Origin of the sequence: Bacteroides mediterraneensis (assembly GCF_016900355.1) — a bacterium.
Classification (GTDB): domain Bacteria; phylum Bacteroidota; class Bacteroidia; order Bacteroidales; family Bacteroidaceae; genus Phocaeicola.
Genome location: NZ_JACJKA010000026.1, coordinates 39317 through 55302 on the forward strand (window position 1 = coordinate 39317; position 15986 = coordinate 55302).

Genomic DNA, 15986 nt, shown 5'->3' on the forward strand with positions numbered 1-15986 from the left:
TTTCTATCTCCGTAAGTTATATTATAAGTTTCTGACACATTCTTTGAACTGGTCGCCACGGTCTTCATAGCTTTTGAACAAGTCGAAGCTGGCGCAGCAAGGGCTGAGCAGTACAGTTTCTCCTTTCTTGGCCATTTTGTAAGCTGCATCCACTGCATCCTTCATGCTTTGTACGTCTGCAATCGGCAGTCCGAATCCATCGAAGAAGGCATGCAGTTTCTCATTGTGGAGACCCAGGAAAATCAAGCCGGTACATTTTTCTTTTACGAGGTCCGCGATTTCGTTGTAGTCATTGCCTTTATCCTTTCCACCCAGAATCAGGACGGTCTTGGTTTTCATGCTCTGCAAGGCATACCAGCAGGAGTTCACGTTGGTAGCTTTGGAGTCGTTGATATAGTCTACGCCTTTTACACGGGTTACTTTTTCCAAACGGTGTTCTACGCCTTTGAAGTCGTGCAAAGCTTCGCGAATGCATTCTTTGCGTATGCCTGCGATGTTGGCGGATATGCCGGCTGCCATGGAGTTGAATAGATTGTGCGTTCCTGTCAAAGCCAGTTCCTCCTCTTCCATGTTGAAGGCGATAGGACGGGTGAAATATACCTTATCTTTTTCCGTGAAAGCAGCTACTCCTTCTTCGTTCTTCTCGGCGAATGGGAAATATTGTCCGTGGATGCCGTACTTGTGAAGTTCTCTTTGGATGATAGGATCATCGTTCCAGAAGATGAAGGCATCGTCGTTGGTTTGGTTCTGGATAATTCGGAACTTGGCGTCCACATAGTTCTGCATTTCGTAGCCGTAACGGTCCAAGTGGTCGGGTGTGATGTTCATCAGTACGGCAATGTTGGCATGGAACTTGTACATGTTGTCAAGTTGGAAGCTGCTGAGTTCAATCACGTAGTAATCGAAGTTACATTCAGCCACCTGGTATGCCAGACTTTGTCCGATGTTACCAGCCAGCCCAACATTCAGCCCGGCTTTCTTGAATATGTGGTAAATCAGGGAAGTGGTAGTGGTTTTTCCGTTACTTCCCGTGATGCAGATCATTTTTGCATTCGTATAGCGTCCTGCAAATTCAATTTCCGAAATGATGGGAGTTCCTTGGCTTTTCAGTTTCAGGATCATCGGTGCATCATTGGGGATTCCCGGACTTTTGATTACTTCGTCCGCGTTCAGAATCAATTCTTCAGTGTGTTTACCTTCTTCCCATTGAATACCTCTTTCGTTCAACATCGCTTTGTACTTGTCCTTGATGGTGGACATGTCTGAAACGAATGTATCGAAACCTTTTTTCTGTGCCAGGACAGCGGCACCTGTTCCGCTTTCTCCTGCTCCTAAGATGACAATTCTTGCCATGGCTTTATCTGATTTTAAGTGTAATTATCGTAATTGCTGCTAATACAATGGTCACAATCCAAAAACGGACTGTAATCTTGGATTCATGAAATACGCTGTGAGGGCGTGTGATCAAATACGTACAATTCGGGTCAAGTTGTGCCAGTGTGGTACGGAAATGGTCGTGAATTGGCGTACGTTTGAAGATACGCTGTTTGACTCCTTTTTTCTTTCCTTTCTGATAATACTTGACCTGTAGGATAACCGAGAGGTTTTCCACCAGAAAGATACCGCATAAAATCGGTATCAGTAACTCTTTGTGTATGATGATGGCAAATACGGCAATTATACCTCCAATGGTGAGGCTGCCTGTATCACCCATAAATACCTGTGCCGGGAACGCATTGTACCACAGGAAACCAACCAAGGCTCCAATGAAAGCGCAGATAAAGATTACCAGCTCTTCACTTCCGGGGATGTACATGATGTTCAGGTACTCGGCATATTCTATGTGGCTGGACACGTAGGCCAATATGCCGAGGGTTACCCCTATGATGGCCGAGTTTCCAGCTGCCATTCCATCCATTCCGTCGTTCAGGTTCGCTCCGTTTGATACGGCTGTCACCACAAAGATAGTCACCAGTACAAATACAATCCAGCCTGCTTCTTTCGCATGGTCTCCTAAGAAACCAACAAAGTCTGCATAGTCCAAGTTGTTGTTCTTGAAGAAGGGGATGGTCGTTTTGGTAGATTTCTCATCTACTTGCTTGTGAACCACATCTACCACCCGGCCGTCCTGCTGGATTTCAATGTTTTCACGAATCACCACGTCCGGGCTCAAATAGAGGGCCAGTCCTACGATGAGGCCCAGTCCCACTTGGCCTATAATCTTGAATTTCCCGTGAAGTCCTTCCTTGTCTTTTCGGAATACCTTGATGTAGTCGTCCAGAAACCCGAGTGTGCCCAACCAGATGGTAGTGACCAGCATCAGAATCATGTAGATGTTGTGCAGCTTACCCAACAGCAGGCAGGGAATCAAGATGGCTACGATGATGATGATACCTCCCATGGTAGGAACACCGACCTTCTTTACGTTGAATGGGTCGATGGAAGCGTCACGCTGCGTTTCCGTAATCTGTTTCTTTTTGAGCAGGTTGATAAAGTATTCTCCGAAAATGGCAGAAATCAGCAATGACAGGATTACGGCCATTAACGAACGGAACGAGACGTAGCCAAACATACGTGCGCCCGGAAATCCGAACTGCTCCAAATATTGAAATAGATAATATAACATTGTTTCTTTTCTGTTTTTTTATTGTTCTCCTTTGAATATCTCGTCCAAAACTTCCTTGTCATCAAAATGTGATTTGACTCCTTTGACATCCTGATAAGTTTCGTGTCCTTTTCCGGCCACCAGAATTACATCTTGCGGCTGGGCCAGCATACATGCCGTACGAATTGCCTCTTTACGGTCAACAATGCTGATCACTTTTTTCATCTCTGCTTTGTTCAGTCCATTCAACATGTCGTTGATGATATCTTGTGGCTCTTCGAATCGGGGATTGTCTGAAGTGATAATCACTTTGTCGCTCCGTTTTACAGATTCCTGGGCCATCAACGGACGTTTCCCTTTGTCACGATTGCCGCCGGCTCCTACTACCGTGATTACATGACCTCTGCCTCTCAGTACCTCATGAATGGTCTCCAACACATTGACCAAGGCATCCGGAGTATGGGCGTAGTCTACGATGGCGGTATATCCTTTCGGAGAACGTTTGGCATCGAATCGTCCGCAAACTGGACGCAGCGTGCTGAGTTTCAGCAATACATCTTCCGGTTTCTTGCCCAGCAGGCAGGCGGCTCCATATACGGCCAGCAAGTTGGAAGCATTGAAGCGTCCGATGAATTGTACGTTCACTTCCCGGTTATTGATGTCCAGGAGCATACCGTCGAAGCTGTCCTCCAGCACTTTCCCTTTGAAGTCGCACATGGTGTGCAAAGAATAAGTAGCCACTTTGGCTTTAGTATTCTGAGTCATTACCAGTCCGTTCTTATCGTCTGCATTGGTCAATGCAAATGCCTGTTTCGGGAGTCCATCGAAGAATGCCTTTTTGGCTTTCAAGTAATTTTCGAAAGTCTTGTGGTAGTCCAAGTGGTCACGGGTAATGTTGGTGAAGATACCTCCCACAAATCTCAGTCCGCTGATACGTTTCTGCACTACAGAGTGTGAGCTGACTTCCATGAACGCATATTTGCATCCTTCATCAGCCATACGGCCTAATAGCTGGTTCAGCGTGATAGGGTCGGGGGTGGTATGTTCGGTAGGAATGGCCTCTCCGTCGATATAGTTGCATACGGTAGAAACCAGTCCGACTTTGTACCCGAAGGAACGAAACATATTATATAATAAGGTAGCAATGGTGGTCTTTCCATTGGTTCCGGTCACTCCGATTAAGTCCAGTTTTGAGGTTGGATCTCCGTAGAAGGTAGTTGCCAGTTTTCCCACAGCATCTTCCGTATCGGCAAGTTGTACATAAGTGATGTGTGTTTCCTGTTTTTCAGGCAATTGCTCGCAGACGATGACCGTTGCCCCGTTCTCAATGGCTTTGGGGATGTAGTTGTGTCCGTCAGCTTGCGTGCCTTTTACCGCCACAAACATGAAGCCATTTTTCACCATGCGTGAATCCATGTGGATTCCAGTTACTTCCAGGTTTTCATCACCTATGACTTGGAGCGGGCTAACCGCCTTCAGGATATTCTCTAATTTCATCTCTTTTTAGTCTAATGTTAATGTTATAGTTTGTCCTTTATGTAAATATGAGCCTGCGTTGAGGCTTTGTTTGATTACTTTTCCTGTTCCGGAGAGGCGGACACGAAGTCCTTGGCTTTCCAGCAGATATACGGCATCTTTGGCGCCCATTCCTCTTACATTTGGCACCAGATGTTTGTCTGTATGGGTCTTTTTCAGTTCTGCATACGTATCTGTACAATTGGCTTTTCCCCAAATTGGTGAATTGCCGACAGGTATGCTGGTACTGTTGCTCTTGATGTTCAGGTCTCTCAATATGTAAGACGTTTCACGTAAGTCTCCGTTTTTGATTTGAGGAATGAACACAGAGGTTGAATCCTTGGCCGATGCTAAATTCTGATACAAGTGTTTGGCATAAATACGTTCTGCAATCCGGCTGAACACGCTTCCTGCCTGCAAACCACCGGATGCCGGACCGTGAGGAATCTGGATGGAAACCAGGCAGCTGTACTTGGGCGCTTCGGAGGGGAAATATCCGCAGAAGCTGACCAGGTAACTGACGCCTCCTGCCTTGTAACCTGCTTTACCTTGGGAAATCTGGGCTGTACCAGTCTTGCCGGATACATTGAACTGCTTACTTCCTGCCGGTTTAGCCAGTCCTTCTGAAACCACTTTTCGTAAGATTCCCTGAATCATGGTGAGGGTTGTATCCGAACAGATTTTAGGGTTTACCACCTCTGTAGGAAATTCCTTGATGATTTCTCCATCTTTTGCAATCGCTTTTACGAACTTGGGTTTTACCATGGTACCGTTGTTGGCTATGGCATTGTAAAAGTTCAATATATAAATAGGAGGAATCATCGTTTCATATCCGATACTCATCCAGGGAAGTGTTGTCTTGGCAAAGTAGCGTTCTTTGGGACCCAGTATGCGCGGACTTGCTTCTCCTACAAATCCCAAGTTCAATGGCTTGTCAATGCTCATTCGTCTCAGACCATCGATAAATTTCTGGGGGTTACGTCCGTAGAACTTGTCGATGATGGTAGATACACCCACATTTGAAGATACTTCCATGATGCGGGTTACATCTATTTTCCCATATCCACCCTTATACCAGTTCCAGTCTTTCATGTTACTGCCGTGCATGTTGACCACACCGTTTCCGGTATCTACCATGTAGTCAGGGGTGATGTATTTATCCTCCAGGGCTACCATAATGGAAGCAGTTTTAAAAGTAGAACCCGGCTCCATCAGGTTGCTGACCGCAGTATTTCTCATTTCATAATAATTCCCGTCGCCAGCCCGTGTCATATTGACGTTGGCTTTCACATCTCCGGTAGCTACATCCATTACAATAGCCACTCCGAATACCGCGTCGAGTGTCTTCAACTGATCCACGAGGGCTTTTTCTGCAATATCTTGCATATCCACATCGATGGTAGTGATGATATCACAGCCGTCAACAGCCGGTTTGTCTATGATGTTCAGGTATTTGTTCATCACCTTCTGGCGATGGGTGATACCATCTTGTCCACGAAGGATGGAATCGTAAGTAAGTTCAATGCCATTCTTGGCACCTAATTCCATATCCGGATACATGTCGCCCAAGGTACGGGCAGCCAATGAGCCAAACGGCTTCTTTCGCTGGTTGAATGCCAGTTCATGGAATCCCCCTTTGTATTTGCTGAGGTTGAACACTGGCAATTGTTTGGCTTCTTTGTATTCAATGTAGGAAATACGTCGGGGATAAAGCAGATAGTTCCGGCTTTTTAGTCTTCTTCCTTTCAAGATATGCTGTCTGAATTCTTTGGCACTTTTGTCTGGGAAAATTTGGTGCAGGCCTTCGCAGATTTCTGTCAAGTGATTCATCAGCATGGTATCTTTCTTTTCTCCTCCCGCTTTGAAATCCATGTAAATCTTGTACTCAGGCAGGCTGCTGGCCATCAGTTTTCCATCGGCTGAAATAATGTTGCCTCTGGTGGGATGGACGATGACGTTTTCCTTTACGAAGCGGTCGGCCACATCCTTCCAGTATTGTCGTTCGGCAAACATGATGATGGCGGCCTTTGCAATGATTGCAATGGCCAGCAATGCCATGACGAATACGATAAGTGTATAGCGTAAAATGATATTTTTCTGTCCGGGTATCATTTTTCAGTATCCTCCTTTTTGATTAAATAGGGTGGGGTGGAAGCTGTTTTCAGAGGGGTGCCTTCTACAGAGATGTATTCTTCAATGCGCGACTGGCGGCTACGTTCTGTCAGCTCGGATGAGATGGTCAGGGCATCGTATTTTGTATCAATCAGCTCTTTCTTGAGGCGGTCTATTTCAATCATTTCCTGTTGGCTTGAGTAGCGGTTGTCTATGTATAAAATCACCAGAATCATAATCAGGATAATCAGGTTGGCCTGTTTCTTCATCAGGTGTACCAGTACTTCTCCTCCTAATATGCTTCTCCATGTGATATGCGGAGCCTCTTGGGGCGTATGATTTTCTTGTGGTTCCATTGTCATTTCTTTTCTGCAATTCTTAATTTAGCACTGCGTGAACGCGGATTGCGTTGTACCTCGTCATCGCAGGGAGTAATTACCTTATTGTTGATCAGCTTGAACGGAGTCTGTATGTTTCCGAAAAAGTCTTGTTCTGCTTTTCCTTCTACATTTCCTGTCTTCATGATGTTCTTGACCATTCGGTCCTCCAGCGAATGATAAGTAATCACGACCAGCCGTCCTCCGGGTTTCAAGGCCTCGGTAGCTGCATAAAGCATTTCTTTCAAGGCCTCCATTTCCTGATTTACTTCTATGCGGAGTGCCTGGAATACTTTGGCCAGCTCTTTCTTCTCTCTCTCTTTCCCGTATAGAGGTTTGATAAGGTCGATAAACTCTCCAATCGTTTTTACCGGTTTCGTGCTCCGGGCCTTCACAAGGACGGAGGCCAGCTTCCGGCTGTTCTTCAACTCTCCGTACAGGTAAAATACGTTGGCCAGTCTTTCCTCTTCGTATGTGTTGACAATATCGGCCGCAGTGATGCCAGCCCGTTTGTTCATGCGCATGTCCAGTTTCCCGTCGAACCGGAAGGAGAATCCTCTTTCAGAGTCATCAAAATGATGGGAAGAAACTCCCAGGTCAGCCAAGATGGCATCTACTTTTTCCACGCCATAATAGCGAAGGAAGTTGTGTAAGTAGCGGAAATTGCTTCTTACAAAAGTAAACCGTGGGTCGTTGACAATATTTTTCTCGGCATCAGGGTCCTGGTCAAAGCTGAACAGCTTGCTGTTACTGTCCATTTGGCGTAAGATTTCTTTGGAGTGTCCTCCTCCTCCGAAGGTTACGTCCACGTAGATACCTCCGGGATGGATGTGCATGCCTTCGATACTTTCGTGCAATAATACAGGAATATGATATGTCTGTTCAGTCTGTTCCATGCGGTTTTGATTATGAATTCACCTTATTATATATTCAAGCTGTAAAATTAGATATTTCCATAGAATCAATCACTATGTTTCTGGTAGAAAATTTAAAGAAGTTATCAACAGGTTGTTTAAGGGTTGGATATTTTTCAGGTATGTTTCCAATTTGTATGCAGATTCGAGGCTGGAGAAATTTTTTTTGTGTGGATAAGTGTATTTTTTGTGGTAAAATGAATGTGGTTTCAAAAGATACGTTACTTTTGCAAGGTAAACTTTTGTAGAATGGGTGAAAATTCCATATTTTTAATTGATATTGATAAAGTATTAAGGGACAAGGCCGGCAAAAAAGCCGATCGGATACCACGTTTTTTGGTGTCTTATCTGAAGCGTATTATACATCAGGACGAGATGAATTCTTTTCTGATTCGTATGTCCGATAAGACGGGGGTCGATTTTTTGGAAGCTTGTATGGAATATCTGGATATTAAGCTGGAAGTAAGCGGATTGGAGAATCTTCCATCCGACCGTCTGTGCACGTTTGTCTCCAATCATCCGTTGGGAGGACAAGATGGAATTGCTTTAGGATATATGTTAGGCAAGCATTACGACGGACACATCAAATATCTGGTAAATGACCTGCTGATGAATCTTCATGGCTTGGCTCCCTTGTGCATCCCTATCAATAAAACCGGTGCCCAGTCGCGTGACTTCCCCAGAATGGTAGAAGTTGGTTTCCATTCAGATTCCCATATTATCATGTTTCCGGCCGGAATCTGTTCCAGAAGACAGAAAGGAGTGATAAAGGATTTACCCTGGAAAAAGACATTTGTGACCAAGAGTGTGGAAACGCACCGGGATGTGGTGCCTATACATTTTGAAGGGCGTAATTCCAATTTCTTTTACAATCTGGCCAATGTATGCAAGTTCTTGGGAATCAAGTTTAATATAGCCATGTTGTATCTGGTAGATGAAATGTATAAGAATCGGCATAAGACATTTAAAGTGACAATAGGAAAGCCTATTCCGTGGCAGACATTCGACAAGTCGAAGTCATCGGCAGAGTGGGCGGATTATGTAAGAGAGTTAGTATATAAACTGTGAAAATACGATTTAATCATAGAGATTATGGAAGATATTATTGCTCCGATTGACAAGGAAGTGCTCAAGTCGGAACTGACCGAGGATAAGCGCTTGAGATTCACGAATAAGAGCAACAACGAGATTTATATCGTTACATGGAAAAATGCTCCGAACGTCCTGAAAGAAATCGGCCGTTTGCGTGAAATCGCTTTCCGTGCTGCTGGTGGGGGAACAGGACAGTCGATGGACCTGGATGAGTATGATTTGATGGAAAATCCATACAAGCAGCTGATTGTCTGGAATCCGGAAGCCGAAGAGATTTTAGGTGGTTACCGGTACCTGCTGGGAGATGAAGTAGAGTTTGATGCCGAAGGAAAACCGGTGTTGGCTACCGCTCACATGTTCAATTTCTCCGAAAAGTTCCTGAAAGATTATCTGCCTACGACCATTGAGCTGGGACGTTCCTTTGTGACATTGGAGTATCAGTCTACCCGTGCTGGTTCCAAAGGTTTGTTCGCACTGGATAATTTGTGGGACGGCTTGGGGGCATTGACGGTAATCATGCCTCAGGTGAAATATTTCTTTGGCAAAATGACCATGTACCCCAGCTACAATCGTTTGGGACGTGACATGATTCTTTATTTCCTGAAAAAACATTTCAATGATAAAGATGGTTTGATTACTCCGATGCAGCCGTTGCAGATTGAGACTGACCCGAAGGTGCTCGAAAAGATATTCTGTTACGATACCTTCAAGGAAGATTATAAGGTGCTGAATACGGAAGTGCGTAAACTGGGATACAATATTCCGCCGTTGGTCAATGCCTATATGAGTTTGTCACCGACCATGCGTATGTTTGGTACGGCCATCAATTATGGCTTTGGCGATGTGGAAGAAACCGGTATCCTGATTGCCGTCGACGAGATTCTGGAAGAAAAACGCGTGCGTCACATCGAATCTTACCTGCGTGAGCATCCGGAGGCTTTGCATATCACTTCTGGGGCCAATCCGGTAGTCAGCAAGATACATAAATAATTTGATTATAAAGCAGGCAGGCTGTTCCCGTTTATTTTCCGGTAGAGGTCGAGGGCATATACATCGGTCATCCCGGAAATGTAATCGAGTACAGCCTGTATTTTTTCGTATAAGGTAGGAGCTTGAATATAATATTGGCTGGATACCCGGTTGATCAGAAGCTGTGAATAAGCTTTTTCCGGATAGCGTACGGCTTCAATCATCAGGTCGATAAGCGTGGTAATCACTTGATAACCGGCCAGTTCAATGTCTACCACATCCTTGGAACAGTAGATTTTCTCAAAAGCTGTATGCGAACAGTTTTCGTAGGCTCCTCTCACTCTCGGACTCAGTTGTTGAATCAGTGTCCCTTGGAAGGTACCGTCAAGAATGGCTTTCTCGTTTTCAATAAATGTACGTACACACTCATTGATTAAGACTCCGATGGCCGATGAACGCAGGTAGGCAATCTGTTCGTTGGTATCGTCCACCATCTTGCAGATGGATTGGATGTGGTCCATCTTTTCAGGAGCAAAAAAGCGGAGGTACAGCTCTTTGGTTTCCTGCGTGGTGAGTATTTTCAGTTTGTGCGCATCCTCGATGTCCATCATCTGGTAACAGATGTCGTCGGCGGCTTCTACCAGATACACCAGCGGGTGACGGCAAAATCGTAAGGGCTCTCCTTCCTTGCTGAGCTGTTTGAGTCCCAGTTCTTGTGCAATCTTCTTGAAACCGTCTTCTTCACTGAGGAAAAATCCGAATTTTTGTTTGCTTCCAGCCAGTTGCGAAGAGAACGGATACTTTACGATGGAAGCCAGTGTGGCATAGGTCAGTACGAAACCGCCCGGACGTCTTCCTTGAAACTGGTGTGTCAACAGGCGGAAGGCATTGGCGTTTCCTTCAAAGTGGGTGAAGTCATCCCATTCTTTGGCAGAAAATTCTTTTTGCAGGCTTCGTCCTTTCCCTTCCGAGAAATAGGTACCGATGGCTTTCTCTCCGGAATGCCCGAAAGGAGGATTTCCCAAGTCGTGTGCCAGGCAGGCGGCTGCCACGATGGAGCCGATTTCAGAAATATGAGTATGCTGTAGTTCCGGATGCAGTTTCAGTAATTCTGTCGAAATCTTGTTTCCCAATGAACGTCCCACGCACGACACTTCCAGACTGTGAGTCAGTCGGTTATGGACAAAGATACTTCCCGGAAGCGGAAATACTTGTGTCTTGTTCTGTAAGCGTCGGAAGGGGGCGGAGAAAATCAGACGGTCATAGTCGCGTTGAAATTCTGTACGGTCTTCTTTACGGTGTTCGTGAAGGTTTTCCAGCCCAAATCGTTTATTGGATAGTAATTGTTCCCAGTTCATGGCGTAACTCCTTTGTGATGTGACATTTAATTTTAAAGAAGCTCTAAAAGTTAAGTGCAAAAATATAAAAAAATGGTAAACGTAACTATTAATTCGGTGGATTGTGTAACTTCGCAACTTTATAAAGGATATAAATAAGATGAAAATACAGATTATAAATACTTCCCGGCATCCGTTGCCGCAATATGCTACCCCCCAGTCGGCGGGAGTTGATCTTCGTGCTAATCTTGCAGAGCCTATCGTACTGAAGCCTTTACAGCGTTGTCTGGTACCTACGGGCTTGTTTTTGGCTCTTCCGAAAGGTTATGAAGCACAGGTACGTCCCCGTAGCGGACTGGCTATCAAGAAAGGGATTACCGTGCTGAACTCTCCGGGTACGATTGATGCCGATTATCGTGGAGAAATCAATGTGATACTGGTCAACCTGTCGGCTGATGAGTTCGTGATTGAAGATGGAGAGCGCATCGCTCAGATGGTCATTGCCCGTCACGAACAGGCAGAGTGGGAAGAAGTGGAAGTGTTGGATGAAACGGAACGTGGGGCAGGAGGATTCGGTCACACGGGAACGGTATAAATCTTGACTGGGTATGAGAAAATTAATAGGAATCATCGGAATGGTCCTGTTGCTTGTGGCTTGTGGAACTACAGGAAGGCAGCAGGCCGCCAAGCATAACCTGGCAAATGAGGACAAAGATCCTTTATCTTATGAACAGCGCAGGAAGTATGATTATTTTTTCCTGGAGGCTGTCCGTTTAAAACAAAAAGGGGATTACGATGCAGCCTTCGAACTTTATAAGCATTGTCTGGACATTTATCCCAATTCGGGACCTGCTTTGTATGATATCTCCCGGTTTTATATGGTACTGGGGCAAGAAAAGAAAGGCGAAGAAGCACTGAAGAAGGCTGTTCGTTCGGATGAGTCAAACTTCTGGTACAAGCAGACATTGGCCGCCTATTACCAGCAGAAACGTGACTGGCCCAAAGCCATTGCCGTGTATGAAGATATGGCACATCAGTTCCCTGCCCGGCTGGAACCGCTTATGGCGCTGGTGGATTTGTACAACCAGACCAAGAGTTATGACCAGGTAATTACGGTGTTGAACCGTCTGGAAGAACTGGATGGGAAGTCCGAGCAGATCAGTATGGAGAAGTTCCGGATGTACTTGCTGATGGACAATCAGGAACAGGCCTTCAATGAAATTGAAAGTCTGTCGAAGGAATATCCGTACGACTTGCGCTATCAGACTATTTTAGGTGATGTGTATCTGAACAACAACAAACCCGACGAGGCGTATGCGGTTTACCAGAAAATCTTAAAGGAAGAACCGGGCTATGCACCAGCCCTGCTGTCAATGGCTTCTTATTACAAACAGTTAGGGAAAGACAGCCTGTACCAGCAACAGCTGGATACCATTTTGCTGAACGATAACGTGGAGTCGGATACCAAAATGAACATCATGCGGCAGCTGATTCTCCAATCGGAACAGACCACAAAAGACAGTACGCAGATTGTGGCCTTGTTCAAGAATATTTTGGCCCGTCCGCAGCAGAATGCTGATTTGTCGATGCTTTGTGCGCAATATATGATTACCAAGCACATGGATAAGGAGTCTGTGCCGGTGTTGAATCAGGTGTTGTCGCTCGATCCGGAGAACAAACCGGCCCGTCTGCAACTATTGAGTTATGCCATCCGTGACAATGATTTGGATGAGGTGATTCGTGTGGCGACTCCGGCCTTGCAGTATAATCCGGATGCGATGGAATTCTACTACTACCTGGGATTGGCCCATTATCAGAAAGAGGAAACAGACAAGGCATTGGAAATCTTCCAAAAAGGATTGAAACAGGTCAACGAAAAGAGTGACAAGATGATTGTCTCCGATTTTTATGCTATTTTGGGCGATTTGTATCATTCCAAGGAAATGAAGGCTGAGGCCTATGCGGCTTATGACTCTTCATTGGTGTACAATCCGAATAACATCGGTACGCTCAACAATTATGCTTATTATTTGTCTGTGGAACGGACGCATCTGGACAAGGCGGAAGAAATGAGTTACAAGACCGTAAAGGCAGAACCGGAGAATTCCACTTACTTGGATACGTATGCGTGGATTTTGTTTGAAAAGAAACGTTACACCGAGGCTCGCATTTATATTGATCAGGCCATGAAGAATGGAGGAGATAGCAGCCAGGTCATTGTGGAGCATTGTGGTGACATTTACTATATGTTAGGCGAGAAAGACAAGGCCTTGGAATACTGGAAGAAAGCCGATGGTATGGAGGTTAAGGAAGGAAATGGAGAAACTCCTCGGACAGAGGCCGAATTGAAGCGCCTGAAACGTAAAATCGCTTTGAAAGAATACATTGAAGAATGAAACAGCTGATTCATTGGTTATATATTGTTTGCCTTGTGGCACTGATGTCTGCCTGCGGTACTTCACGTCATGCGGAGCGTGTGCCGATGATTGGAGGACTGAAGGGGGAGGAATATCAGGAGAAGGTGATTGCTGGTTTTCCACAATGGAACTGTGTGACCGGAAAAGTGGCCTTGAATTTGCAGACAGGAGGTAGCAAGAATACGAAACTGTCGGCTACGCTCCGAATGAAGAAAGGGGAGGTGATACAATTGTCGGTGGCCCCATTGTTGGGCATTGAAGTGGCGCGGCTGGAGATTTCTCCCGAACGTATTCTGGCAGTCGACCGGCTTCATAAGCAATATGTGGAACTTTCGTTCAGCGAACTGAACCGGATGACCAACCTGAATTTGAGCTTTAATGTGTTGCAGTCGTTGTTCCTGAATGAGATTTTCCTGCCCGGCAAAGACCAGGTGGAAGTGTCCGACCTGCACCGCTTCCGGATGACCGCAGAGGGAACACGTGCGCTGTGGGAGGTGAAGGACAGCAAGAAACTGGCTTATCGTTTCTGGACGACGGCCGACAAAGGCTGGCTGGAAACCACTTCTGTATCGCTTTCGGGGACGGCCTATGCCTTGAAATGGACGTACGAAGATTTCACCAAGTTAGGTCCGGGATATTTCCCCCAGCACATTTTGGCGGAACTTCAGGGTGCCGGAAAGGAATATAATCTGGACATGCGCCTGTCGCGGATGTCTGTCAATGAAGATTGGGAAACTCGTACGGAGTTGTCTTCCAAGTATAAGAAAATGGAACTGGTAACCTTGCTGAAAATGTGGTTAGGGAAATGAAGCGTCTGATAGTCATATTCTGTATTTGCCTTTGTATGTGTACGCTTTCTGCACAGACTACGCGCAAGATTCGGCAGCTGGAGAAGCAGCGGAATGAGCTGAAACAGCAGATTGCCGAATCGGAAACCTTGTTGCAGTCTACCAAGAAAGACGTGAAAAGCCAGTTAGGTAATCTGGTTTTGATTTCCGGACAGATAGAGGAACGTCAGAAATACATTCAGACCATTGAAAGTGACGTGAACAGTATCCAGCAGGAAATAAACCGTCTGGAGAAAGATTTGGTACGGCTTCAGAAAGAACTGGGCGAGAAACGCCAAAAGTACGAGCAGTCTGTGAAATACCTTTATCGCAACAAATCCATACAAGACAAGCTGATGTTTATTTTTTCGGCTGAGAACTTCGGGCAGATGTACCGTCGTTTGCGCTATGTACGTGAGTATGCAGATTACCAGCGTTTGCAGGGCATTCAGGTGCAGCGGAAACAAAAGCAGGTGACCGAGAAAGCTATTTCTTTGAAAAACAGCCGGAAAGCAAAAGAAGATTTGCTGAAACAGGGAGAAGCCGAGAAGGCTAAACTGGAAGCACAGGAACAGGAACGTAAGCAGATTCTGTCGGGTTTGCAGAAAAAACAGCGCAGCATCCAGTCGGAACTGGCCAAGAAACGCCGTTCGGCCGATAAGCTGAATGCACAGATTGACCGTTTGATTGAAGAGGAAATTGAAAAGGCCCGTAAGCGGGCGGAGGAGGAAGCACGCCGGAAAGCGGAAGAAGCCCGGAAAGCAGCTGAGGCCGCGAAAGGAGCGTCCGGCACTTCTGCAGCCAAAACGGAGACCGGCAAGACCCCTGTAGAGAAATTGGAGGCCTATAAAGTAGATTCGGAAGACCGGCGTTTGTCCAGTGTCTTTGAAAAGAACAAGGGCATTCTTCCGGTGCCGATTACCGGTCCCTACGTGGTGGTAGGGCATTACGGCCAATATCAGGTGAAAGGGCTCCGCAATGTGAAGTTGGACAATAAAGGAATGGATATCAAGGGAAAGGCCGGAGCCAATGCACGTGCCATTTTCGATGGGGAAGTATCGGCTGTTTTCCAGTACAACGGACTGACCAATGTGTTGGTAAGGCATGGAAGTTATATCTCCGTGTATTGTAACCTGTCTACCGTGCGGGTCAAGAAAGGCAGTCTGGTACGTGCCCGTGACGTACTGGGAGAAGTGCATACCAATGCCGACGGAGAAACTATTCTGCATTTCCAGCTCCGCAAGGAGACGGTGAAACTGAATCCGGAACTTTGGATACATCGTTAAAGAACTCTTTTTTATACTTTATGCAAAAGCTCCAGGTGGCTGTGCTGCCTGGGGCTTTTTTTTGTGTGGAAGGTCTTGCAATAAAGTTTTCAGGACAAGTACGAATTCTTTTCTTTTGCTTGATAATTTCTCTGTTCCACACTGTGAGATTTGTATCCCACAGTGTGAAATACATATTCCACAGTGTGGTTTATGTATCCCACACTGTGGAACAGAGAAATTATGCTTGTCTATTGCCTTATCTTCTTTTGCATTGGGAAGAAATGCGGAAAAGGTTTGGCAGGTTTTCTGCTGTTCAGCATTGGGGAAGGTATCGGGATGGTATGTGGGCAGATGAATGGTTGAGTGTGGTGAATGTATGTCATAAAAAAGAGGCCGTCTCAAAATTGAAATAAAATTTGAGATGGGCTTTTTTGTGTCTGCAAAAAAATCGGGCAAGCCCAAACTTCGCTCAGTCAGGACTTGCCCGTCTCCCTAATTTTTCGTATCTTAGGGAATCAAGCAATATATCCCAAAGATAATGTTTAAAAACTAT

At 45.6% G+C, this 15986-nt stretch carries 13 protein-coding genes; 6 read left to right on the forward strand and 7 right to left on the reverse strand.

The window, feature by feature from the left end; all coding sequences use genetic code 11:
* Nucleotides 1-21 precede the first annotated feature (21 nt).
* Genes murD through rsmH form a run of 6 tightly spaced genes read right to left on the reverse strand, consistent with a single transcriptional unit; the run spans nucleotide 22 to nucleotide 7505 of the window.
* Nucleotides 22-1353 carry a UDP-N-acetylmuramoyl-L-alanine--D-glutamate ligase gene (gene murD, locus H6A28_RS12585; RefSeq protein ID WP_204473589.1) on the reverse strand — a complete coding sequence of 444 codons (1332 nt, stop codon included), beginning with the start codon at nucleotides 1351-1353 and terminating at the stop codon, nucleotides 22-24.
* A gap of 4 nt (nucleotides 1354-1357) precedes the next feature.
* Nucleotides 1358-2626, reverse strand: coding sequence for a phospho-N-acetylmuramoyl-pentapeptide-transferase (gene mraY / locus H6A28_RS12590; RefSeq protein ID WP_204473591.1), 1269 nt, complete (start codon nucleotides 2624-2626; stop codon nucleotides 1358-1360).
* A gap of 18 nt (nucleotides 2627-2644) precedes the next feature.
* Nucleotides 2645-4102 (reverse strand): UDP-N-acetylmuramoyl-L-alanyl-D-glutamate--2,6-diaminopimelate ligase, encoded by a 1458-nt coding sequence (locus H6A28_RS12595; protein ID WP_204480655.1) that lies wholly within the window; start codon nucleotides 4100-4102, stop codon nucleotides 2645-2647.
* A 6-nt stretch (nucleotides 4103-4108) separates the two neighbouring features.
* Nucleotides 4109-6232, reverse strand: a complete 2124-nt coding sequence (locus tag H6A28_RS12600) for a penicillin-binding protein (protein WP_204473595.1) — start codon at nucleotides 6230-6232, stop codon at nucleotides 4109-4111.
* Nucleotides 6229-6588, reverse strand: a complete 360-nt coding sequence (locus H6A28_RS12605) for an FtsL-like putative cell division protein (RefSeq protein WP_204480657.1) — start codon at nucleotides 6586-6588, stop codon at nucleotides 6229-6231. The genes H6A28_RS12600 and H6A28_RS12605 overlap by 4 nt, the downstream gene beginning before the upstream one ends.
* A gap of 2 nt (nucleotides 6589-6590) precedes the next feature.
* Entirely contained in the window at nucleotides 6591-7505 is a 915-nt protein-coding gene (rsmH, locus tag H6A28_RS12610; protein WP_204473599.1) for a 16S rRNA (cytosine(1402)-N(4))-methyltransferase RsmH, read from the reverse strand.
* A gap of 267 nt (nucleotides 7506-7772) precedes the next feature.
* Here rsmH and H6A28_RS12615 point away from each other — a divergent pair, with 267 nt between their 5' ends.
* Together H6A28_RS12615 and H6A28_RS12620 are read left to right on the forward strand one after the other, a co-directional pair.
* Nucleotides 7773-8591 (forward strand): 1-acyl-sn-glycerol-3-phosphate acyltransferase, encoded by an 819-nt coding sequence (locus H6A28_RS12615; RefSeq protein WP_204480659.1) that lies wholly within the window; start codon nucleotides 7773-7775, stop codon nucleotides 8589-8591.
* Between the two features lie 24 nt (nucleotides 8592-8615).
* Complete coding sequence (locus tag H6A28_RS12620) at nucleotides 8616-9605, forward strand: GNAT family N-acetyltransferase (protein ID WP_204473603.1); 990 nt, start codon at nucleotides 8616-8618, stop codon at nucleotides 9603-9605.
* Between the two features lie 5 nt (nucleotides 9606-9610).
* Here the strand turns inward: H6A28_RS12620 and H6A28_RS12625 are convergent, their stop codons facing one another.
* The gene (locus H6A28_RS12625) at nucleotides 9611-10942 is read right to left on the reverse strand and encodes a deoxyguanosinetriphosphate triphosphohydrolase (protein WP_204480661.1); all 1332 of its coding nucleotides are present in this window, start codon (nucleotides 10940-10942) and stop codon (nucleotides 9611-9613) included.
* A gap of 139 nt (nucleotides 10943-11081) precedes the next feature.
* On the opposite strand from H6A28_RS12625, the gene dut reads away from it, so the two are divergent.
* Genes dut through H6A28_RS12645 form a run of 4 tightly spaced genes read left to right on the forward strand, consistent with a single transcriptional unit; the run spans nucleotide 11082 to nucleotide 15451 of the window.
* On the forward strand, nucleotides 11082-11516 hold the full coding sequence (gene dut, locus H6A28_RS12630; protein ID WP_204473606.1) for a dUTP diphosphatase: 435 nt from the start codon (nucleotides 11082-11084) through the stop codon (nucleotides 11514-11516).
* A gap of 13 nt (nucleotides 11517-11529) precedes the next feature.
* Nucleotides 11530-13317, forward strand: a complete 1788-nt coding sequence (locus H6A28_RS12635; RefSeq protein WP_204473607.1) for a tetratricopeptide repeat protein — start codon at nucleotides 11530-11532, stop codon at nucleotides 13315-13317.
* A complete protein-coding gene (locus tag H6A28_RS12640) occupies nucleotides 13314-14147 on the forward strand; it encodes a DUF4292 domain-containing protein (protein ID WP_239465356.1) in 834 nt (277 codons plus the stop codon). The genes H6A28_RS12635 and H6A28_RS12640 overlap by 4 nt, the downstream gene beginning before the upstream one ends.
* On the forward strand, nucleotides 14144-15451 hold the full coding sequence (locus H6A28_RS12645) for a murein hydrolase activator EnvC family protein (protein ID WP_204480663.1): 1308 nt from the start codon (nucleotides 14144-14146) through the stop codon (nucleotides 15449-15451). The genes H6A28_RS12640 and H6A28_RS12645 overlap by 4 nt, the downstream gene beginning before the upstream one ends.
* Nucleotides 15452-15986 lie beyond the last annotated feature (535 nt).

What these genes read in the sequence shown, in the direction of transcription:
- dut (WP_204473606.1), top strand. Translation starts at nt 11,082, where the DNA reads ATGAAAATACAGATTATAAATACTTCCCGGCATCCGTTGCCGCAATAT.
- H6A28_RS12625 (WP_204480661.1), bottom strand. Translation starts at nt 10,942, where the DNA reads ATGAACTGGGAACAATTACTATCCAATAAACGATTTGGGCTGGAAAAC.
- rsmH (WP_204473599.1), bottom strand. Translation starts at nt 7,505, where the DNA reads ATGGAACAGACTGAACAGACATATCATATTCCTGTATTATTGCACGAA.
- murD (WP_204473589.1), bottom strand. Translation starts at nt 1,353, where the DNA reads ATGGCAAGAATTGTCATCTTAGGAGCAGGAGAAAGCGGAACAGGTGCC.
- H6A28_RS12635 (WP_204473607.1), top strand. Translation starts at nt 11,530, where the DNA reads ATGAGAAAATTAATAGGAATCATCGGAATGGTCCTGTTGCTTGTGGCT.
- H6A28_RS12605 (WP_204480657.1), bottom strand. Translation starts at nt 6,588, where the DNA reads ATGGAACCACAAGAAAATCATACGCCCCAAGAGGCTCCGCATATCACA.
- H6A28_RS12620 (WP_204473603.1), top strand. Translation starts at nt 8,616, where the DNA reads ATGGAAGATATTATTGCTCCGATTGACAAGGAAGTGCTCAAGTCGGAA.
- H6A28_RS12640 (WP_239465356.1), top strand. Translation starts at nt 13,314, where the DNA reads ATGAAACAGCTGATTCATTGGTTATATATTGTTTGCCTTGTGGCACTG.
- mraY (WP_204473591.1), bottom strand. Translation starts at nt 2,626, where the DNA reads ATGTTATATTATCTATTTCAATATTTGGAGCAGTTCGGATTTCCGGGC.
- H6A28_RS12600 (WP_204473595.1), bottom strand. Translation starts at nt 6,232, where the DNA reads ATGATACCCGGACAGAAAAATATCATTTTACGCTATACACTTATCGTA.
- H6A28_RS12645 (WP_204480663.1), top strand. Translation starts at nt 14,144, where the DNA reads ATGAAGCGTCTGATAGTCATATTCTGTATTTGCCTTTGTATGTGTACG.
- H6A28_RS12595 (WP_204480655.1), bottom strand. Translation starts at nt 4,102, where the DNA reads ATGAAATTAGAGAATATCCTGAAGGCGGTTAGCCCGCTCCAAGTCATA.
- H6A28_RS12615 (WP_204480659.1), top strand. Translation starts at nt 7,773, where the DNA reads ATGGGTGAAAATTCCATATTTTTAATTGATATTGATAAAGTATTAAGG.